The organism is Paenibacillus sp. FSL H8-0079, assembly GCF_037991315.1.
Lineage (GTDB): Bacteria > Bacillota > Bacilli > Paenibacillales > Paenibacillaceae > Paenibacillus.
On record NZ_CP150300.1, the window covers coordinates 6172158 to 6192488 of the forward strand.

Below are 20331 nucleotides of genomic sequence, written 5' to 3' on the forward strand. Positions count from 1 at the left end.
TCGTCCTCCTCTAATGGGTTTCACGGATGCTATATATCTACTATTAAAATCATATTCGGCGTTGAATTAAATATACATTTAGACTTGATCTAACTGTTAAATTGATTCTAACATGTCCCACTCTGCTCTTGCATGAGGTTCACATGAGTTTAAGATGAGGTTCTTACACACTTCATGAATGAAGCATGAATATGTTTTTAAGGGAATAATTCTGATCTGCCTATCTAATAGATAGTACCCGAAAAAGGATGAAGTGAACGATAAAACTAAGCAAAAAAAAAGCGGACTAATCCGCCAGGCGGTAGCCCACTCCTCTTACTGTTACGATATATTGCGGCGAAGACGCGTTATCGCCCAATTTTTTGCGCAAGCTTTTGATATGAACATCGACCACATTACTTCCGCCTGTAAAGTCTGTCTCCCAAATATCGCTGAGCATCTCCTCACGGGAAATGACTGCACCTTTGGCATCGATCAGCTTGAGCAACAGATCATATTCGGTCTTGGTCAAGTGAATGCGGTTATTATCGCGCTGTACACTCATGCGTTCACGATCGAGCCACAGATCCTTGAATCCGATACGTTGCCCTTCCTCAGGTAAAAATCCACGTTTGGGCAGAGCAGGACTATTGCCAATCATACGCTGCACCCGGTACAGAGCTTCCTGCGGACGTGCAGGCCACACCAGCAATTCCTCCTGAAGCATCGGTCCACTCGCGCTGCCGATCATCTTCTCACCGACCAGATACAGACAAGGCGTTGTATGTTCTGCCTCACGGTTCAATCGGCTGCTGATCCCAGCGAATGCATCGATGGTTCCGGCAACAGACAGATCATAGATCAACAGATCGAAGACAAGACGCTCATGCAGATCCGGTTCCCAGCGATGAAAGACCAGCACATCGAAGCAGCTATCCGTCAAGGCCTTTACCAGTTCATGTACCTGCCCTGGCATCGGGCTAATTAGAATAACACGCCGTGTAACAGGACAATTGTCCACAAGAGGTGCTGAATCAGACAAGGCGGGTTTAACCCGCAGGGGTAAACGACGGCCAGGCAGCTTTATTTTTACTTGATCCGTTTGTTTCTGCATTCCCCGCAGACACCTCCAAAGACCACATGAGCATGGTCGAGTGCATATCCGGTTTCTTCAGCTACCTGTTTCATCCATTGTGGAGGAACTTCAGTCATCACCTCGTCCACTTTGCCGCACACTTCACACATAATGTGCTGATGATCATCCATGCGGGCATCGTACCGGCTTGCTGTCTCCCCGAGCTTAAGCTCCCGGATCAATTCTTTGTCCGTCAGATAACGAAGAGAGTTATATACCGTACCATAGGCCAGATTATATCCTTGTTCTACGAGTCGATTCATGACATCAGCAGCTGTCGGGTGATCCTCTGAATGGCGCACCACATCATATACCGCTTGCCGTTGTATCGTCAGATTTAAAGTTCTCACAACCATTTCTCCTTTATTATTGATGCATTTTATATGAAATCAGACGCTGATCTTCTGCTTACTATAGTTTTCCCTTAAAAGAAGGAATGAATTTTGATTTAGATTAAGTATAAATCTCATTGTATATTGAAGTCAATATCCACGCCAACAACCCGGATATGGAATTAAAAACGTATTTCCCAGCAATCCCCTCAATAATTTGGGATAATATGGTTCGCTACAGCATCATTTTTCAGATAAAATGTAGAGATGTGCGTAAAAAGGGGGAATGTCGGTTGTTTAGCACTTTTTTCATTAATATCTGTATCATGATTACGTTTATGTATGTGTCCGGAATTATCGCCAAGTTCTATAGTATCCGATTGCCTTTTCCCTCGTTACGTGTTCAGTTGATCGGCGGCTTATTATTCGGCATATACGGCACAGTACTCATGAACTATTCCTTCCCTCTGAACGAGAGTACGATTGTAGATCTACGGCATCTGGCCATCGTCACCGCAGCGGTATATCTGGGAGGACTGGCTTCGGTCATTACGGGACTCGTTATCTCCATCCTTCGTATTCTGATGTTTGGCATATCTTCCTCTGCCATTGATGCAGGATTTGTCATGACGCTGATCGGACTATCCGGTGTATATTTCGCCTATGCTTCCTGGTCCAGACTGACCAAAATCATTACGATGAATCTGCTGGGCATAACGTTGATATTTATCGTCCTTATGCTGAACACGGACAGCATGAATTCATTAATGAAGGTATATCCGTTACAGATGACCATTTCCTTTGTCGGTGGGATCTTTATCTATTTCATCGCAGAATTTATTAATAAATCGAATGAAATGTTATTTCTTTTGGAGAGAAGAGCATCTACCGACCATCTTACCAACCTGAGCAATAGACGACAGTTCGAAAAATCACTTCAATCGGAGCTTCAGCATGCGCGGGAGTACCAACAAAAGCTGTCCTTGCTGGCCATCGACATTGACCGATTCAAAAAAGTAAACGACACCTTCGGTCATTCCGCCGGTGATGCGGTTCTGAAGCAACTCGGACAACTGCTCGTTGAACATGCGCGTTCCACCGATATCGTGTCACGAAACGGTGGTGAAGAATTCGCCATTCTCTTGCTCGATTGTGGACAACGTCAGGCCATGGCTATCGCTGAATCGATCCGCCAAGGGGTAGAGAGATATCAATTTGCCCTGCCTGACGGGCACACGATACGTCTAACCATTTCCATTGGTGTAGCTGTGTATCCGGATCATTGCGATGATCATGACGATAACGACTTCTTCGAACAAGCCGACCGTGCTTTATATGAAGCCAAGAACACAGGGCGCAACCGCGTGTGTGCCTTACCACTTCGTTCTCTGTCTCTTACGCTTTAAAGCCTGTTATCACCTAATCATGTTCCACTTCACAAAAAGGGATGTCTCGTTCGCCATTCTGGCGTACGGGACATCCCTTTGCTTATGGATTATTTTATATCATCCGAGCTTGTGTGCTGACAGGAGATTAAGCAAGGATGCCCTCAATTTCCTCGATAATGGCAGCATCCAGCTTCACGCCAGATGCAGCCGCATTCTCTTTTACCTGCTCGGGACGACTCGCCCCTACAAGTGCACTGGATACATTGTTCTGGCGCAGGATCCAGGCCAGGGCCAATTGGCCAACCTTCAGATCCAGCTTGTCCGCCACTTCAATCAGTTGACGAACTTTCCCGATGCGATCCGCATTGATTTTCCCTTCGTCCCAGCCCAGTTTGGCAGCACGGCTGTTCTCCGGAATATCGGAAACGGACGTATATTTCCCGGTCAATAGACCTTGAGCAAGAGGGGAGTATACGACTTGTCCGATACCTTTACGCTCACCCAGCGGAATAATCTCATTTTCAATATATCGGTCGAACATGTTGTACACTGGCTGATTGACCACGATATGATCCAGGAGCAGACGGTCTGCTGTACCCAACGCAGCTTCCATCTGAGCCGCAGTCCACTGGCTGACGCCAACATACAACACTTTGCCCTGGCGCACCAGATCATCGAGCGCGCGAAGTGTTTCTTCAATCGGTGTTTCTGTATGATAACGATGGCAATAATAGATATCCACATATTCAACGCCTAAGCGCTTCAAGCTGGCTTCACATTGCTCCTTGATATGTTTGCGAGACAGGCCCTGGTCATTCGGACCATCACCCATTTTGCCAAATACTTTGGTTGCAAGTACATAGGAGTCACGGGAGTACGCTTTGAGCGTCTGCCCTAGCAGTTCTTCTGCTGCACCCCGTTCGTATACATTGGCTGTATCAAAAAAGTTAATGCCTTCATCGAATGCAGTTTCAATTGATTTCACCGCATTTTCACGTTCCACATACCCTCCGTACGTCAGCCAGCTTCCCAGGCTGATCTCGCTCACTTTCAGTCCGCTTCCACCTAATCTACGATAATCCAATGTGCATCCTCCTCTGTTGGTTATAAAGATGAAGTTCACACTCTATTGTAACGTAACCAGCTCGGAATAAAAGGGCTTGGGCTCAGAAAATGGAAAACCCAAAGAAGCGCACCTACAATAGGTACGCCAAATTAAGAAATTCATATTCGACTGTCTGCTCGTTTAAGGCATAGTAATACTCAATGCGTTCAACAGATCCGCCTGTCTGACCGGCTTCGTCAGAACAGCATCAAAGGTTTCCGCATCATGCAGGTCGATGTGCATGCCATAGGGAACCAGTACAATGACGGGCAGATTGTCCGTACGTTGCTTCAGTTCATGTACAAAATCGACTGCGCCGCCTTCCAGTAATCCCATATCCACAACGGCCACATCCGGCTTGAAGCCTTCCTTGATCCAGTCATGCGCTACCGTCGAACCGGAGGTCATATGCACATCCATCTCCCATCTGCGCATCAGGGAAGAAACGCCTTGCAGAATGTCAGGATCTTTGGCAAGCAATACCTTTCGGCCTCTTAACCGCTGCTGGACACTTGCAAGCTGCGGCAACTCCCAATATCTGCGTAATGGAAGGCTAATCTGGAATTCCGTCTCATTCTCCATCACACGATCCACCTGAATACGGCCATGCATGAGAATGGCAAGGTTCTGACTTACAGCCAGACCCAGATTGCTTCCGATCAGTTTTTGGATATCCGATAACATCTGGCCCGTGTACTTCACCTTGAGCAGAAGTGTACCGGTCTCCTCGGTTTCATCTCCGTTCACCACTGCCGTGATCAGAACCGAGCCTTCACGCGTTGAATCCATAGCATATTGAATGACATGCGCAAGCAGTTGTCCAATCTTGACCTCATCACCAACGAACACTTGCGACACATTCAGTTCGAGATTTAATCCCAACTCAATGTTTTTGCCCGCCGCAATCCCCGCATAGAGATAGACGGTGTTCTCGATGGTACCGACCAGATCGAACGGATCGTCATGTATAACGGTTTTTCCTGCCTCATTAATATTGAAATTCATCATATTATTCAGCAAGGAGAGCAGGATATTGCCGCTCGTCTCAATCATATTCACATACTCCGACTGCTCCTCGGACATATCCGGAGTGCGCATCAGATCTGTCAGTCCCAGAATGCCGTTCAGGGGATTACGAATCTCATGACTCATCAGTTTTAGCATCTGCGTTTTGGTCATGGCCTCGGACTCGGCCCGTTCCTTCTCTGCCTGGAGCTGCTCTTGCATCTGTTCCGAATCACTCAGTTTCCGCTCCTGTACATGTAACGTGCTCTCCAGATCGACAACATAACCCAGGAAGACAGCCATCGCATTCAGTGTCTTCATGTCGGGTTCACTAATCACGTAATCCGGATTATCCATCAAACAGATGGTACCGAATGTTTCGCCGGATCTTCGCATAATGGGTACGCCCACGAAGAAACGATTTCCGAGCCCGCTTGTGACGTCCATAGATCGTGTCATCGGATGTTCACATGTATCCTGGATGGTAAGAACGCTACCTTTATCTCTCAATACCAGGCTGCAATATGAATCCGTAAATGGAAGGACACTGCCTTTAACGATTAACTCTTCCGCACGATTAAAAGCCTCCAAAATGACATTCGTTACCCCGTCATTCGTGGCAACGAAGATGGTATTGACCTTCAATATACCGCTTAATACGTCTACGATATGGGCCGCAGCTTCCTTTATATCTTCATAGAAGCCTCTCGTAATGCCTTCTGCCGTTCCCATGATTCACCCCTCTTATCTTAGCTGCACTTTCAAATCTGTATATCAGAATGTTTAATTACGTACAGGGGTCATCAAAAATCCGAATAGCTGTCACAATCTATACTTATATGATTAACACCGTAGAAGTATAAGAGAATCATACTCCCTGCCCATAGCCCATTTTTGGACAAAGGCAGGTCTTAAACGGATGGTTTAATAACCGAAAAGTCATGTCAAATCTCCTTTTCAGATTGATCAAAACCCATCTTGTCCGACTTCGGATATTTACTTGCAGGATAACTAGAAATTATACGCTTTCGCTCAGACTTTGGGAACCTTTAACCCGTAACAATAAACGGAAAGTCCACTGTGCCCAGTAAGCAGTGTGATCATTATCACACCCAAAAACCCACATATAGTTTATAAATGGATAATACGAATCTACATATAGTGTTACACGGAAATTGAATGATATCCAAAATCATTTTAGGAGGAACCTTACATGAACATGCTTGAGTATGCCACTCCACCGGCATCCGATCTATTATCCGACCTGGGAAGACGAATTATTGGCGCTGAAGACGCCGATACGCTGAGGGAAAATGCCAATCTGAATGGAGACTCCTTCAGCGGCAAGATGAGCAGGCTCGGTTCGGAGACCGCCAAGTGGCATGCTCTGCGTCATGTGTTGCCGGAAGAGCTTGCTCAAGCTGTGGAGAACGGGGATCTGTATGTACACGATCTGGACCAGTATGCACTCGGAACGACCAACTGTATCTTTATCCCGTTTGACCGTCTCCTCGCTGCGGGTTTCAACACAGGCAACGGATCGGTGCGCACACCTCAGACGATCATGTCTGCCATGGCTCTAGTTGCGATCATCTTCCAATCCCAGCAGAACAGTCAATATGGTGGCGTATCAGCCAATAAGATTGACTGGGATCTGGCTCCGTATGTACTGCGGTCTTTCCGCAAACATTACCGTAAAGGACAACGCCTCTTTGGTGAGAATATCCTGCTTGAGGATGAACAGCTTCATCTGGACAGCATTGAAGCGAAGAATCAGTGTCCACAGGCGTATGCCTTCGCCTATGAAGAGACTGAACTTGAGACAGGACAAGCTGCTGAATCGCTGATTCATAACCTGAATACGATGAGCAGTCGGGCAGGTGGTCAGATTCCGTTTACTTCACTGAACTATGGATTATGCACATCAGCGGAAGGACGCCTGGTATCACGCTCATTGCTGGAAGCGACCATCCGTGGTCTGGGCAACGGCGAGACTCCTGTCTTCCCTCAACATATTTTCCAATGCAAACAGGGGATTAATCAGGCTCAAGGCGAGCCGAACTATGACTTGTTCCGTCTGGCAGTCACCTGTTCATCACGGCGGATGTATCCCAACTTTGTCAATGTGGATGCCTCCTTCAACTTGCCCTATTATCATCCGGAGGATCCGGATACAATCATCGCCACCATGGGATGCCGCACACGTACACTGGCTGACCGCTTTGGGCGCAATCGTCAAAGTGGTAAGGGCAATCTGTCCTTCAATACGATTAACCTGGTCAAGCTCGGCATCCGGTTTGGTATCTGCCAAGGCAGCAGAGCCGTTGCCGATCGGGCAGGCTTCTACACCGCTCTGGAATCCGTGATGCATAATGCCGCTGACGGCCTGTTGCATCGCTACCGCATCCAAACTGTGCAACCTGCCAAGGCATCCGACTTCATGATGCGGGAGGGTGTATGGGAAGGTGGAGAGCAGCTCGCTCCGAATGAACCTGTTGCCGATCTGCTGAAACACGGCACGTTATCCCTTGGGTTTATCGGTCTCGCTGAATGTATGACAGCTCTCTATGGACGCCATCATGGCCAGGACCCTCATGTGCATCGGGAAGCGCTGAATATTATTCGGACCATGAGAGAGTTCTGTGACCGGATGAGCGAGCAGCATAACCTGAATATCACCCTGTTTGCCACACCTGCTGAAGGGTTGTCCGGCAAATTCACGAAGATTGACAGAGAGCGTTATGGCCTCATTCCTGGAGTTAATGATCGTGAGTATTATACGAATTCATTCCATATCCCGGTCTATCACACTCTTCCAGCTTATCGGAAGATTGAAGTGGAGGCCCCGTTCCACACGTTATGTAATGCGGGTGCAATCTCCTATGTGGAGCTTGACGGAAACGTTCGAGCCAACACCGCAGCTTTCCTGCGGATCGTACAGTATGCACTGGCACAAGATATCGGTTATTTCTCTATTAATCATCCGATTGATCGCTGCCCTGCATGTGGTTATGAAGGGGTCATCGGGGATGTATGCCCAGGTTGTGAAGTCCATGAGGACCATGTGCACTTCCAGCGGTTACGCCGCGTAACTGGCTATCTGACCGGAGATTACAAAGTACGCTTCAATGCTGCGAAACAGGCCGAAGTACGGGATCGGGTGAAGCACCGGTGAATCTGTATGGATACATCCCGGAGTCGGTGAATGAAGGGACAGGCCTGCGTGCCGTGTTGTTCATCAGCGGATGCCGTCACGCCTGTCCGGGCTGCTTCAGTCCGGATTCATGGAGCTTTCGAGCGGGTGAGCCCTTTACAGAAGAGCGGCAGCAGCAGATTCTGTATGAAGTGACGAACCATCCGTTGCTGGATGGTGTTACGTTGTGTGGTGGTGATCCCTTTTTCTCGGCAGCAGAATGTACGTCCTGGGTTCAGCAGCTTCGGGCTGCACGTCCTGATATGACGGTATGGGCCTATACGGGATTCGAATATGAAGAGCTGATTACCGATTCTGCGAGGGCGGAGCTTGCCCAGTTGTGCGATGTTATTATCGACGGGAGATATGTTGAAACGGAACGTGATGTCTCCCTTCCCTTCCGCGGCAGTCGAAATCAGCGTTTAATTGATGTCAGTGCAACACTAGCCACTCAGAAGGTCGTTACGATGCAGCTCAGTATGCTGTAAACATTGATTTTATTACCCCTCACTAATTAGCAAGGCACGGGTCCCCGCGGACTCGTGTCTTTTTGGCGTATAGCTGCCTTCTTGAAAGAAATAAGTTTTATCCATTCTCTCTACTTTCTTCTCTATTGCATGACGATATATTATATAGGTAGTTAGTAATTCAGCATTTAAAATTTAACCGTTTACATAAGGTAGCCAGGGAGGATTAACCTTTTATATGGATATTGTTCAAGCATTAATTACATGTATGCCTTTCTTTCGAGACACCATCCGTCAGGATGTGACCCTGTCCGTTATTGATCACGAGAAATTCCTGTATTTCTCGGCAGGTGAATCGTTAAAACAACTGAAGTATCAACCCGGAGACCCTTTGTTAGATGGAAATCGAAATTTTGCAGATCTGAACGGCGGTACAGTCAAACGATTCGATCACTACTCCAAGGATATATTCGGTGTTCCTTTTGACGTAGCATTTATTCCCATTAAAAATGAACAAGGTGAAGTCATCGCCCTGTTTAATCTGCTCTACAGTATGGATGACCAGGATCAGCTGCAACAGCTCATGGATGCTACCGAAAATCTGACCAACCAGTTAATTGACAGTGTACAGCATGTAGCTGCACACTCCGAGGAGCTCAGTGCCACAACCGAAGAGATCCGGAACAACTCCAAACAAGCCGTACAGAAATCAGGTAATGTAACTCAGGTCGCCAGCTTCATTCGTGAAATCTCCGAACAAACCAATCTGCTCGGCTTGAATGCAGCTATTGAAGCTGCTCGTGTAGGTGAAGCCGGTGCAGGTTTCGGCGTTGTCGCCAAAGAAATTCGCAAACTGTCTGTGGATACCAAAGAAGCAACGGCCCGTATTGAAGATTCCCTTCTCTCGGTTCGACAATCCATTCAGGGCATGGAGAATGAACTTGGTGAGATCACCGCAAGCTCCCAAGAGCAGGCTGAACTCGTAAACAATTTTATGAGCACAATTGAGCAGTTGAATGAAACCAACAAGCAATTGAAGCAATTTGTACAAAAAATGATTTCGTTTGACGGAAAATAAGGATAAGTTTAATGAAACAAACGCGGTTCATATCATAGAAATTTGCATAATTCAATTCCTACCGCTCAGGGGATTTATGCAAAATGGTCATTAAACAACAAACTAAGCCTCCGAATGTATTCGGAGGCTTTTTCATTAGCTATTTGACTTAACGAATCTCGAAGTGACTGATACGTACACCTGCGGACAGCACAATGTATACATCCTGTGCACCTGATGCACCCGTGAGTTCTGCCTTAACGGTAGACCACTGCTGGGCTTCACCTTGCGCAAGTTCCACACGTCCTGCGAGCGTACCCTCCGGTGAACCAAGTCGCACTTCCAACACAGCACCTGCTTGTTCTGCGGAGACACGAGCTTCAATTGCTGCTGCCCCACTACCCAGATCAGCATCCTTAAAGGTAATCCATCCTTGCTCTCCAATTACGCGGACAGCACTTCCGCCCTCTTTGCTCTCATCCAGGTCAACACCCAGATAAGCATCATAATTCTCGGCACGGGTAGCTACGCCCAGATTACGAGCAGGGATCGTCTCTCCATCTACCGTCAGGTCTGCAACCAGTTGAACATCGGAGGATGACTTGGCAACCATGATGGAGTAAGTTCCACTTTCCACGACATAACGATCACGAGTTACATCCCAGATCGCCAGTTCCTGCACAGGCAAGGTGAAGGTAACTTTCACTGTAGCTCCGGCTTCGATATGAAGACGACGGAATCCTTTTAACGTTTTGAGTGGACGTTTCACCCGGGATTTAAATGCACGAATATACAACTGTACAACCTCGTCACTGGCGATTGAACCGGTATTAGTCACATCCACAGTTACCGTAACGTTGCCCTCTGTACCCAGTTGAGCTGGGCTAAGTTCCAAATTACTGTATTTAAACGTTGCATACGTCAGACCATGTCCAAACGGATACAGTACATTGCCTTCAAAATATTGATACGTACGACCGGATTGAATAATATCGTAATCTTTGATGTCGGTCAGTTGATCTGCCGATTGTACCCATGTCATGTTCAAACGGCCTGCTGGCGCATAGTCGCCATACAATACGTCAGCTACTGCATTACCCAGTTCCTGTCCTGCGTGTGAAGTATACAATACCGCCGGGATGTTCTCCTGAACCCAGTTGGATGTGAACGGATAACTACCCACGATGACAACTACCGTGTTCGGGTTCGCGGCATAGACCGCCTCAACCAAACGTTGCTGGGATTCAGCGAGATCCAGACTTGGACGGTCAATCTCTTCTTTACCATTGACAAGCGGATTATTACCGACAAAGACAATCGCCGTTTCCGCAGCCTTGGCCGCTGCTACCGCTTCCTCAAGTCCATTTACAACGACATCCTGCTTGAATGTCTCTGTAGCACCGAAAGACTTCAGTTCTTCGGACACTGCGAATGCATCGTTTCCACCATTAGGTGCAGTCACCGTTTTGCCATTCCATGTGGTCAGACCTACACTTCCGTCCTGTTGTGGCAACAGGTGGAATACTTCCTTCACAAACCAGCCGTACACTTCATCTGCAGAAGCCGTTACGGTCTCTTCATCTGTGGTCAGATATTTTCCGTTGCTTTCCGCCTGCAAGGTATAACTTCCGAAGCCCCAGTCGGACACCATAAACGTCTCTGCTTCTCCGGAAGCAATAACAGGTGATTTCTCACCATCTGCCAGTCCAATCTTCTTCCCATTGGCTACAGAAGTTAACGTAATGCGATCATTTCCATCCTTGAACGCCACTTTGTCGTTGCCTACTTTGCCACGGATCGCCTCAAGCGGGGATACGTTATACGGCATGGTGCCTGCATACCAGTCACGATAGACGGTTCCGCCTAATTGACCAATTACAGCCACTTTACCAGCTTTTGTTTTGTCCAACGGGAGCGTGCCTTTGTCGTTTTTGAGCAACACTACTTGTTCTCTGGCAGCTCTGAGCGACAGTTCTTTTGCTTTCTCCGTCATCATGGACTCTTCACCGATAGCAGCGTACGGGTTGCCTTCTTCCGGATCGAACTCGCCCAGACGGAAACGCACACGGAACGTATTGAACAACGCCTTGTCGATGTCATCCATCGTGAGTGTACCTTGTTCCAATCCTTCACGCAGTGCCTGTTTGGAGAGATCAGCATCATCGGTGATGCTGTCAATTCCGGCTTTAACAGACTCTACCGTACCTGGTGTATGGGAATCATAGTATTTATGATCGTTCTTAATACCCATTACATCGCCTGCATCACTGACAACGAAACCATCCATGCCCCATTCGTCTTTGACAATCTCGTTCACAAAAGGATGCAGCAACGCTGGCGTACCATTAATGGAGTTGTACGCAGTCATCATGGACTGTGCGCCGCCTTCTTTGAACGGCTTCTCGAACGCTTTCAGATAATATTCACGCATGTTGCGCGGATCAATGCTGGACGAACCACTTCCGCGATCCACTTCGTTATTATTGGCGAGGAAATGCTTCAAGGTAGCGACCGCTTTGTAATACTTCGGATGGTCGCCCTGAATTCCTTTGACCAATGCTGTTGTCAGCTCGGCTGTCAGTTCCGGGTCTTCACCATACGCCTCTTCATTCCGTCCCCAGCGCGGGTCACGTTCCATATCCACTGTAGGTGCCCACAGCGTAAGACCGTTCACTGCCGGATTTCGTTTATAAAATACACGTGCCTCGTCTCCGAGTACGGAACCGATCTCCTTCATCAGATCCGCATCCCATGTGCAAGCCAACCCCACCGGTTGTGGGAAGGATGTTGCTTCGCCAAGCCAGGCCAGACCGTGTGCCGCTTCTGTTCCGTGTTTGTATGCAGGCACACCCAAGCGTTCTACTGCTGGCTGATATTGCAGCATGGATTCAATTTTTTCATCCTCAGTCAGGCGGGATACAAGGTCCTTCACACGGGTGTCTAACTCTACTGCTGTATCTTGAAACGGATATTTCGTTTGGTTGGTCGTCATATGGAATCTCCTTTGGTTATCGGTAGTTAATTAAATGATAGCGAATACATATCTGAATAAAAAACGGGGGTTAATTCGGATGAATTCGTTCTTCCGATGGATAAATTAATCCTTTTATAATAAGCATTTATTGCTGTGTAACTTCGTTTTTATCCTTAAACCTAAAACGGTTTCGATAATCCTATCATATAGCATGTTTAGCAAAAAAAATAGAGGTTCTGCGCAGGAAATTGTGAACATCTCCCCTGCAAAATCTGAACAGCACCGTTTTTTCCTGCCATAGTCTGGCAATCATGAATAAGAGTACATCGACGTGCGCTGAACGACAAGCCAATCAACCGATTGAAGATGATCAAGGAGGAAGACAAATGAGCGACAATCAGCAGCCCAAGACGGGTTTGCCCCCGGTCCCGGAATCACTGTGGCGTGCGACGCATGAATTCGATGCCTATCCAAAACTGACCGAAGATATCACTGCCGATGTAGCGATTATCGGTGCTGGTATTGCCGGGATTACTACAGCATATCTGCTCGCACAGACGGGTATGCGTGTGGTCGTGCTGGAGGCTGGAAAAGTACTGGATGGCACGACCGGACATACCACAGCCAAAGTATCTGCACAGCACGGCGTCATATTTGATGAAATTATGCATCACTTTGGACAAGAGCAGGCCCGGATGTACTATGAAGGCAATGCTGAAGCAGCCAAGTGGATGCGTAATTTGGTGAAGGAAAAGCAGATTGATTGCCAGTGGGCAGAAGAAGATGCCTACGTCTACATTCAGTCAGAGGAAAACATTAAAAAACTGGAAATCGAGCTGACCGCCTATGGCAAACTCAATATTCCTGGTGAATGGGTAGATCCACTCCCTATTCCAGTTCCCGCAAGGGCAGGTATTCGCATGCCGGGTCAGGCACGTTTTGATCCGCTGGCCTACCTGCACTACTTGCTCGATTCTGCTGTGAAACACGGGGTGCAAATCTACGAGCATACAACAGTTACGGATGTAGAGGAAGATGCTTCACTGCATGTCAGAACTTATGGAGATGGCCCATCCGTAACAGCGGAACACGTTGTCGTGGCTTCTCATTTTCCCGTCTATGATCCCGGATTCTATTTCACGCGGTTACACGCGGAACGATCCTACGCCGTATTAGTCGAGCCGGAGAAATCGTATGCGGGTGGCATGTACATCTCTGACGATACACCGTACCGCTCCCTGCGTACCGTCTTACATGACGGAAAAGAACTTATTCTCTTCGGCGGCGAAAATCACAAAACCGGACAAGGCATCTGCACCTTCGGTCACTATGAACGCCTGGAGCAGTTCGCAGCGGAGACATTTGGCATTCGCAACATTCCATATCGCTGGTCAGCTCAGGATCTGATCTCCATTGACAAGGTGCCTTACATTGGACCAATTACCGGAAGACATGAACGTGTCTATGTGGCGACCGGGTTTGCCAAATGGGGGATGACGACTGGCACGATGGCAGGTCATCTTCTCGCGGATCGCATTACTGGACGTGATAATCCACATGCTGCTATATTCGATCCAGCTAGATTCAAAACCGATCCTGGCATGAAACATTTTATCGTGGAAAATGTGAATGTAGCCAAGGAATTAATCTCCGGTAAAGTAGGCATTGTGCACAAAAAGGTGAGTGATATTGGCGAAGATGAAGGAGCTGTCGTTCGTCATAATGGTAAACGGGCTGGCGCCTACAAGGACACCAGTGGCAAACTGTTTCTGGTGGATACAACGTGCACCCATCTGGGGTGCGAAGTGGAATGGAACGAAGGCGAGCGGTCATGGGATTGTCCATGTCATGGTTCCCGCTTCGATTATGCAGGCCATGTCATTGAGGGCCCTGCTGTGGAAGACCTTAAAGTTCTCGACGCACAAGAGTAACCGACGTGTAGCGATTAATCTGTAAACCGCAGAACCAAAAGTTCATCTCTCAGACCGGATCGGAATCCGCCTCCAGACGGAAGTAACCGATCCGGTTTTTGCGTATGCTGAATTATAGTTATACAGACGGCTTCAGCTCCTCATCAGCATCAAACGAATAGATTATCTATCAATCGTGATAAGGAACTATTTTAAAATCACTACCTTGCATTAAATAGTACTGAATGCTATGATGATTCCACTACTACTGAACAATATACACTAGCGATAAATGAAGCTACTGAGGAGGAACCTGTGTGAATGTGAACATCCAGTTCAAAAAAGGAGTATTGGAGCTGTGCGTCCTGGTATTGATTAACCGTCAGGATCGTTATGGCTACGAACTGGCTCAGGCGGTCTCCAAACATATCGAAGTTGCTGAAGGTGCACTGTATCCCTTGCTTCGCCGACTTGTGAATGACGGTTACTGCACTACCTACCTGCAAGAATCAACTGAAGGACCGCCACGTAAGTATTACCGACTGTCCGATACAGGTCGCGCCTACATGACGGCACTAACTACAGAGTGGAATGATTTTGTGCGCAATGTCGCAAATCTGATTGAGGAAGGAACTCCTAATGAATAGACAACAATTTATGCAGGCCATGGAAGTTCATCTACGGCCGATGGACCCGCAGGAACGGGCGGAATTACTCTCGGACTATGATCAACATTTCGAGCTTGGACTACGAGAAGGCAGACTGGAAGAAGAGATCGCTCGGGAACTCGGACAGCCGGAAGAGATCGCCAAGGAAGCACTCGGTGATCGATATGACGTGCATACCCCGGGTTCGGATGCGTTCTATGCACCGACGTATCGCGACATGCGATCTCCCAGAAACAGCACCAGAGCCACTCGCAACTTCTTCACAGCCATAGGCCTGTTGTTCCTGAATTTGATCCTTGGTATCCCTCTTGGTCTCATGATGTGGTCGGTATGGCTTGTTATTGCCAGCCTTTCCTTGCTGGTGTTGGCTCCTGTGGCAGCGGTTGTGGATTTCGTATTCCTGAGCCAACTCGATAAAGCAGAGATCTTCGTTGCAATTGGCGCATTCGGTGTCGGCATTTGTTTTGCCATTGCATCCAAGTACGTTTTTAAAGCCTTTAAAATCGTCACTCTTCAATATATTAGATGGAATAAAAACACGATGAAAGGGGATGTTTCTGCATGAGTACCAAGAAATGGCTTGCTTTGGCCGTGATATGTATCGGAATAGGTTTGCTTGGGACATCCATCTATGGGGTTCAGTTCGGAGATGAACGGGAGCATTACTCCAAACGATGGGATTTCAAAGCGGATGAATTGCAGAACATGATCATGAATGCTAATTTCAGTGCGGATATTGAATTTGTCGTAAGCCCGGATTCGAATGGTTATATCGAAGTGGATGGCAAATGGGACCCTGCCGTAGTCAAAAGCTTCGAACAAGCCACCTTATCCAACGGCACATTCCAACTGTCTCAGACAGAACGTCAACGATTGCAATTCTTTACCCTGTATTGGAATGATCAAGACTCCACAATAACGGTTGCCCTGCCTGAAGGACACCAGTTAAATGAGGTTAAGCTGGATTCATCTTCAAGTGACTGGGATCTGACAGGTCTGAATGCCAATCAGCTTGAGCTGAACAACACCTCAGGTTCCATTCGTCTGGAAAACATCAAGGCGCCCAATATTGAATTGGCTCTAACTTCGGGTGACATTAACGCTTCCATGATTAATGGAGACATGACCGTGAAACAGACATCCGGAAGCTTCACTGCTGATCAGATAGTCGGTCAAGTAAACAGTGAAATTAAATCAGGAGATATTGAGATCACTGAATTGAATGGTGCGGCCGATGTTCAATTCACCTCGGGTAGCATTCATATTGAACAGTCCCATTCCGCCCCAATTAATGCGTCTGGAACATCAGGAGATATTTTCATTCAAGCTGCACCTGATTTTGACGGAATCTATGATGCTAAGGCTACTTCCGGAAGTGTAGATGTACCTGAATCGCCAATGGTAAGCCGGGAAGTGATCAAGGCCCGTACTTCTTCTGGCAGCATCGAGATTACCAAATAGTGATGAAGCCAATTTCCGAACTGTGGGTAATAATAGTATAATTGAATGCTAGGACGTGTCTCAAAACTCGCTGAAGTGCAGATTTTAGACACGCCCTAGTCCATTTCTAAGGAGGAATTACCCACATGGAACTTAAAAATAAAACAGCTATCATCACAGGTGCCGGTAAAGGTATCGGCCGTGCGATCGCTGAAGCACTTGCCAAAGAAGGTGTACACCTCGGGCTTATTGCACGTACCGCTTCCGATCTTCAGGCTCTGCAACAGTCTCTGAGTCAAGAATACGGTGTGAAAGTAACCAGTGCTGTAGCAGATATCTCGGATCGCACGCAGGCGGAAGCCGCTGTAGCAGCCATCGAGATGGAACTCGGTGCGGTGGATATCCTTATCAATAATGCGGGGATCGGAAAGTTCGGGACGTTCATGGAGATGGAGCCGGAAGAGTGGGAGCGCATCCTGCATGTTAACGTTATGGGTACATATTACGTTACACGCGCTGTCCTTCCGAGCATGATCAAGGAAAGTAGCGGCAGTATTATCAATATTGCTTCCACTGCAGGTGAGCGCGGATTCGCTACAGGTTCAGCTTACTGCGCATCCAAGTTTGCGCTACTCGGCATGACCGAATCCCTGATGCAGGAAGTGCGCAAGTCCAACATTCGTGTAACAGCACTGACACCAAGCACAGTCAATACGGAGCTTGCGACCAATGCCGGACTGAAAATTGGCGACGAAGATCGCATGATGCAAGCGGAAGATGTAGCAGAACTTGCACTCGCAACGCTCAAGCTGTCCGACCGTGTCTTTGTTAAAACAGCAGGCATCTGGACGACCAATCCGCAATAGGCAGAGTCTCCCTCTGTCTTTTCTAACGAACTTCTCGCACCCTATTGTTCGTTAGAAATATAAAAGGACGTTTCCCATTGTACATGTATGCAGGTTTGCATGTTCATGACTTGGGAGCCGTCCTTTTTTTATTCTATAAATGATCCAAACCCAATTCTTTGGACACAGCGATGAGCACCACCGCAGGTTCCTCACCGATGTTGGTCACTTCATGGGGCACAACTGCATTCCAGGTAAACGAATCCCCCGCTTCAAGAATTTCCACATCTTCGCATTGCTCCGCACGAATCTTGCCCTGCAACACCAGATGACTTTCCTCCCCGGCATGTTTGCTAACCCCGGTCGATGCGCCTGGCGGTAACTCCACAATGGACATGCGCATTGCACCTTTAGCGGTAAGCTGCTGCACTTTAATCTGTCCACTTCCAGCCGTCGTTTCCTTGCGCTCGTTCTTACGCACCACGTTCATCCGTTGCTCCGGTGTCAGCAGCAAATAGGGAAGTGGAACTTCCAGATAATCCGCAATACTTTCAAGCGTAGCAATGGAAGGTGACGTTTTGTTATTTTCCACGTTGCTGATAAAACCTTTGGACAACCCCGTTCCCTCGCACATCTGCATGATCGTAATCTGTTTCTGTTTGCGGATCGTACGAATAGCCAAACCAATATCCATATCGCGTCCCTCCCTTCTATTGATCTATATAAGACACCAGTCGTACGCGTAACTTCTTCAGGTTATTTATTCGGCGCTTGCCTCAACAAATATAATCCGGTTGCCAAACGGATCCGTCACGGTCATTTCTCTTGAATTCCACGGTGTCTCTTCGATACCGGGTCTCGCATGTTTGTACTCTTTCTGACGAAGTGCACCATGGAATGCATCCAAGTTATCTGTTTCCACGCGCAAGGCAGCTCCAGGTGTACAATCTCCATGATGTTCGGACAGATGAATCACGATGGAATCGAGCGAAACCTGCATGTATAAGGGCATATCTTGCTCAAATCGATGTTCCCAATCCAATTGGAAACCCAGGTATTCAAGGTAAAACTCTCTAGCTTTATTTTCATCAAATATTCTCAGAATAGGCACGATACGCTTTAACATCCTGATCACGTCCTCGGGAATAAGATATGAACCACGCGCAACGACACTTCTTTTAAATCCATTCAAGGTTTCTTATAAAGAACATATATTCATCATACAAAAAAAGTATTGACCCTACAATGAAACCATGATAAATTTTGTTCATAAATAAGAATATTTATTTCATATTAGTGAACTTTATCATCAAAGCGATATATTAACTCAATCCTCATCAGGTGGTGTTTTCAATGAATTCTCCTTATATACATGAAGTCCGATTACCGTCCCATTACAATTCAGATCAGCGTTATCCCGTAATCTTCGCCTTACATGGTATGGGATCAGATGAGCAAGATATGCTTCGTTTGATGGAGCCCCTTCAGTCGGATTTTATTATCGTCGCCATCCGTGGACCTATCGTTCAGGGTAGTGGTTATGCTTATTTTCAGATCAAAAGCATTGGCAACCCTATCCGTGAATTGTATGATGCCTCCGTGTTGGGACTGCAACAGCTAATTGTTGATCTGTCCGCCAAATATGCGATTGATCCCACGCGGCGTTATATCGCCGGATTCAGCCAAGGCGCCATTATGGCGATGACCCTATCGCTGATCATGGGAGATGCAATTAAAGGCATCGTAGCCATGAGTGGATACATCCCGCAATTTGTGAAAGACGAGTACAAGCTGCAACCCGATTCGGAGCTGTCTGTGTTCATCTCACATGGAGATCAGGACCATCTATTCCCGCTCCAACTGGGCGAAGATAACGCCGATTTCTTCCGTCAACATACCACTCACGTCACATATGTACCATACAACGGTGGGCACCAGGTGACCCCTGATCTATATCAACAATTCCAACATTGGCTTCGGACGGATGCGAACCTGATTAACGAAGACTCGAAAGGACTGAATTCATAATGATGCCATCCCTGTTTATTGCTCACGGTGCCCCATCACTGGCACTGGAGGAGAATGTGTACACCGAATTTCTACAGAAACTCGGACAAGAACTGCCGAAACCCAAAGCAATTGTATTGTTCTCTGCTCACTGGGAATCCACAACTCAGCTTGTATCCTCGGTAGCCAATTACGAAACCATCTATGATTTTGGCGGTTTCCAGCCTGAATTGTACCAGATTAAATACCCCGCTCAAGGACATGCAGAGACTACAGCCGAGGTGGAGCGTCTATTCGCGGGAGCTGGGATTCCGGTACAAACGGATGATGTTCGTGGCCTGGATCACGGCGCTTGGGTTGTTCTACGCCTGCTCTATCCAGATGCGGATATTCCCGTAATTGCCTTGTCCGTGAATCGATATCTGACAGGTGAGCAGCAATATCAGGTTGGACAAGCACTCGCTTCCTTGCGTGAGCAAGACATTCTCGTCATTGGCAGCGGTGGAACCGTCCACAATCTACGTCGATTGAACTGGGAAAGTAACGGTGTTGACCCGTGGGCATCAGAGTTTGATAACTGGCTGCATGACAAGCTGGTGAGCTGGGATACGGAGTCTCTCTTCGCCTTCGACAAGTTGGCACCTTCAGCTCAAGCTGCCGTGCCTACGCCGGAGCATTTTGTACCGCTGTTGCTCGCCATGGGTGCGGGAGATCAGAACAAGCGAGCATCGCTCCTGTTCAAAGCCTATCAGTATGGCAACCTTAGTCTGTCCTGCTGGAAGTTTGATTAAAGAGAACTATATAAAACGAACTAAAGTATTTACAC

18 protein-coding genes are annotated in these 20331 nt (G+C 47.5%); 11 read left to right on the plus strand and 7 right to left on the minus strand.

Annotation, left to right across the window (positions count from 1 at the left end; translation table 11 throughout):
• Positions 1-286 precede the first annotated feature (286 nt).
• Both MHI06_RS27525 and MHI06_RS27530 read right to left on the minus strand, forming a co-directional pair.
• Positions 287-1093, minus strand: coding sequence for a winged-helix domain-containing protein (locus MHI06_RS27525; protein ID WP_076332450.1), 807 nt, complete (start codon positions 1091-1093; stop codon positions 287-289).
• Positions 1069-1464, minus strand: coding sequence for a transcriptional repressor (locus tag MHI06_RS27530; RefSeq protein WP_340399719.1), 396 nt, complete (start codon positions 1462-1464; stop codon positions 1069-1071). Before MHI06_RS27530 ends, MHI06_RS27525 begins: the two co-directional genes overlap by 25 nt.
• A gap of 275 nt (positions 1465-1739) precedes the next feature.
• Between MHI06_RS27530 and MHI06_RS27535 the strand changes: the two genes are divergently transcribed.
• Entirely contained in the window at positions 1740-2852 is a 1113-nt protein-coding gene (locus MHI06_RS27535) for a diguanylate cyclase (protein WP_169479861.1), read from the plus strand.
• 127 nt (positions 2853-2979) lie between these two features.
• On the opposite strand, the gene MHI06_RS27540 is transcribed toward MHI06_RS27535, so the two are convergent.
• Both MHI06_RS27540 and MHI06_RS27545 read right to left on the minus strand, forming a co-directional pair.
• Positions 2980-3918, minus strand: a complete 939-nt coding sequence (locus tag MHI06_RS27540) for an aldo/keto reductase family protein (RefSeq protein ID WP_340014802.1) — start codon at positions 3916-3918, stop codon at positions 2980-2982.
• A gap of 162 nt (positions 3919-4080) precedes the next feature.
• On the minus strand, positions 4081-5676 hold the full coding sequence (locus MHI06_RS27545) for a histidine kinase dimerization/phospho-acceptor domain-containing protein (RefSeq protein WP_340399720.1): 1596 nt from the start codon (positions 5674-5676) through the stop codon (positions 4081-4083).
• A 481-nt stretch (positions 5677-6157) separates the two neighbouring features.
• Here MHI06_RS27545 and MHI06_RS27550 point away from each other — a divergent pair, with 481 nt between their 5' ends.
• The 3 genes from MHI06_RS27550 to MHI06_RS27560 all read left to right on the plus strand — a co-directional run bounded on the left by MHI06_RS27550 (position 6158) and on the right by MHI06_RS27560 (position 9682).
• Positions 6158-8119 (plus strand): anaerobic ribonucleoside triphosphate reductase, encoded by a 1962-nt coding sequence (locus MHI06_RS27550; protein WP_340399721.1) that lies wholly within the window; start codon positions 6158-6160, stop codon positions 8117-8119.
• Complete coding sequence (nrdG, locus tag MHI06_RS27555; RefSeq protein ID WP_340399722.1) at positions 8116-8625, plus strand: anaerobic ribonucleoside-triphosphate reductase activating protein; 510 nt, start codon at positions 8116-8118, stop codon at positions 8623-8625. The genes MHI06_RS27550 and nrdG overlap by 4 nt, the downstream gene beginning before the upstream one ends.
• A gap of 217 nt (positions 8626-8842) precedes the next feature.
• Positions 8843-9682: a methyl-accepting chemotaxis protein gene (locus MHI06_RS27560; protein ID WP_169479866.1), complete on the plus strand. Its 840-nt coding sequence runs from the start codon at positions 8843-8845 to the stop codon at positions 9680-9682.
• Between the two features lie 148 nt (positions 9683-9830).
• Here MHI06_RS27560 and MHI06_RS27565 read toward each other — a convergent pair whose 3' ends face one another.
• Positions 9831-12653: a glycoside hydrolase family 3 C-terminal domain-containing protein gene (locus tag MHI06_RS27565; RefSeq protein WP_340399723.1), complete on the minus strand. Its 2823-nt coding sequence runs from the start codon at positions 12651-12653 to the stop codon at positions 9831-9833.
• Positions 12654-13021: 368 nt separating this feature from the next.
• Here MHI06_RS27565 and MHI06_RS27570 point away from each other — a divergent pair, with 368 nt between their 5' ends.
• From MHI06_RS27570 to MHI06_RS27590, 5 genes are all read left to right on the plus strand, one after another.
• Positions 13022-14566 (plus strand): FAD-dependent oxidoreductase, encoded by a 1545-nt coding sequence (locus tag MHI06_RS27570; protein WP_340399724.1) that lies wholly within the window; start codon positions 13022-13024, stop codon positions 14564-14566.
• A gap of 296 nt (positions 14567-14862) precedes the next feature.
• Positions 14863-15192 carry a PadR family transcriptional regulator gene (locus MHI06_RS27575; RefSeq protein WP_169479869.1) on the plus strand — a complete coding sequence of 110 codons (330 nt, stop codon included), beginning with the start codon at positions 14863-14865 and terminating at the stop codon, positions 15190-15192.
• The gene (locus MHI06_RS27580; protein WP_340399725.1) at positions 15185-15778 is read left to right on the plus strand and encodes a DUF1700 domain-containing protein; all 594 of its coding nucleotides are present in this window, start codon (positions 15185-15187) and stop codon (positions 15776-15778) included. Before MHI06_RS27575 ends, MHI06_RS27580 begins: the two co-directional genes overlap by 8 nt.
• A complete protein-coding gene (locus MHI06_RS27585; RefSeq protein WP_340399726.1) occupies positions 15775-16674 on the plus strand; it encodes a DUF4097 family beta strand repeat-containing protein in 900 nt (299 codons plus the stop codon). The genes MHI06_RS27580 and MHI06_RS27585 overlap by 4 nt, the downstream gene beginning before the upstream one ends.
• A 125-nt stretch (positions 16675-16799) precedes the next feature.
• Positions 16800-17519, plus strand: coding sequence for a 3-ketoacyl-ACP reductase (locus MHI06_RS27590; RefSeq protein WP_036612827.1), 720 nt, complete (start codon positions 16800-16802; stop codon positions 17517-17519).
• Positions 17520-17652: 133 nt separating this feature from the next.
• On the opposite strand, the gene MHI06_RS27595 is transcribed toward MHI06_RS27590, so the two are convergent.
• A complete protein-coding gene (locus MHI06_RS27595; protein ID WP_340014814.1) occupies positions 17653-18192 on the minus strand; it encodes a cupin domain-containing protein in 540 nt (179 codons plus the stop codon).
• Positions 18193-18258: 66 nt separating this feature from the next.
• Positions 18259-18624, minus strand: coding sequence for a glyoxalase superfamily protein (locus MHI06_RS27600; protein ID WP_340399727.1), 366 nt, complete (start codon positions 18622-18624; stop codon positions 18259-18261).
• 227 nt (positions 18625-18851) lie between these two features.
• Between MHI06_RS27600 and MHI06_RS27605 the strand changes: the two genes are divergently transcribed.
• Positions 18852-19526, plus strand: a complete 675-nt coding sequence (locus MHI06_RS27605; protein ID WP_340399728.1) for an alpha/beta hydrolase-fold protein — start codon at positions 18852-18854, stop codon at positions 19524-19526.
• Positions 19526-20296 (plus strand): class III extradiol ring-cleavage dioxygenase, encoded by a 771-nt coding sequence (locus tag MHI06_RS27610; RefSeq protein ID WP_340399729.1) that lies wholly within the window; start codon positions 19526-19528, stop codon positions 20294-20296. Before MHI06_RS27605 ends, MHI06_RS27610 begins: the two co-directional genes overlap by 1 nt.
• Positions 20297-20331 lie beyond the last annotated feature (35 nt).

Coding starts and splice junctions, on each gene's coding strand:
- MHI06_RS27525 (WP_076332450.1), bottom strand. CDS start 1,093: ATGCAGAAACAAACGGATCAAGTAAAAATAAAGCTGCCTGGCCGTCGT.
- MHI06_RS27545 (WP_340399720.1), bottom strand. CDS start 5,676: ATGGGAACGGCAGAAGGCATTACGAGAGGCTTCTATGAAGATATAAAG.
- MHI06_RS27550 (WP_340399721.1), top strand. CDS start 6,158: ATGAACATGCTTGAGTATGCCACTCCACCGGCATCCGATCTATTATCC.
- MHI06_RS27560 (WP_169479866.1), top strand. CDS start 8,843: ATGGATATTGTTCAAGCATTAATTACATGTATGCCTTTCTTTCGAGAC.
- MHI06_RS27565 (WP_340399723.1), bottom strand. CDS start 12,653: ATGACGACCAACCAAACGAAATATCCGTTTCAAGATACAGCAGTAGAG.
- MHI06_RS27570 (WP_340399724.1), top strand. CDS start 13,022: ATGAGCGACAATCAGCAGCCCAAGACGGGTTTGCCCCCGGTCCCGGAA.
- MHI06_RS27580 (WP_340399725.1), top strand. CDS start 15,185: ATGAATAGACAACAATTTATGCAGGCCATGGAAGTTCATCTACGGCCG.
- MHI06_RS27585 (WP_340399726.1), top strand. CDS start 15,775: ATGAGTACCAAGAAATGGCTTGCTTTGGCCGTGATATGTATCGGAATA.
- MHI06_RS27590 (WP_036612827.1), top strand. CDS start 16,800: ATGGAACTTAAAAATAAAACAGCTATCATCACAGGTGCCGGTAAAGGT.
- MHI06_RS27595 (WP_340014814.1), bottom strand. CDS start 18,192: ATGGATATTGGTTTGGCTATTCGTACGATCCGCAAACAGAAACAGATT.
- MHI06_RS27600 (WP_340399727.1), bottom strand. CDS start 18,624: ATGTTAAAGCGTATCGTGCCTATTCTGAGAATATTTGATGAAAATAAA.
- MHI06_RS27605 (WP_340399728.1), top strand. CDS start 18,852: ATGAATTCTCCTTATATACATGAAGTCCGATTACCGTCCCATTACAAT.
- MHI06_RS27610 (WP_340399729.1), top strand. CDS start 19,526: ATGATGCCATCCCTGTTTATTGCTCACGGTGCCCCATCACTGGCACTG.